General features: G+C 65.8%; 1 protein-coding gene. It reads right to left on the minus strand.

Features of this window, described 5'->3' with window-relative positions; translation table 11 throughout:
* Window positions 1-409: transposase (locus AC1D34_RS38330; protein ID WP_476827120.1), on the minus strand; the 409-nt coding region annotated here is incomplete at both ends.

Below are 409 nucleotides of genomic sequence, written 5' to 3' on the forward strand. Positions count from 1 at the left end.
TCGACGACCCATCGCCTCGGCAGCACCTTGAAGCCGGGCTGCTTGTCGGTGCGACGGACGATCTCGATGACGAAGTCGCGATAGGCGGCGGCGTCCAGGAGGCGGGTGCGATCATAGGCGCCGTCGGCGAACAAATGCTTGAGCCAGGGCCAGCGCTTGCGGATGGCGGCAACGATGTGCTGGGCGCCGGCGCTGTCGGAGATGTCGGCGGTGGTCAGGTTGACCATGAGCAGCCTGCCATCGGTATCGACGGCGATGTGGCGTTTGCGTCCGACGATCTTCTTACCGGCGTCGAACCCGCGCTTTTCTGCTGCCGGCGCCTTGATCGACTGGCTGTCGACGACGGCTGCGGTCGGTGACTGCTCCCGGCTCTCGCGCTCGCGATCGAGCATCAGCGCGACATCATGGA

Source organism: Allobosea sp. P1_A7, assembly GCF_056406775.1.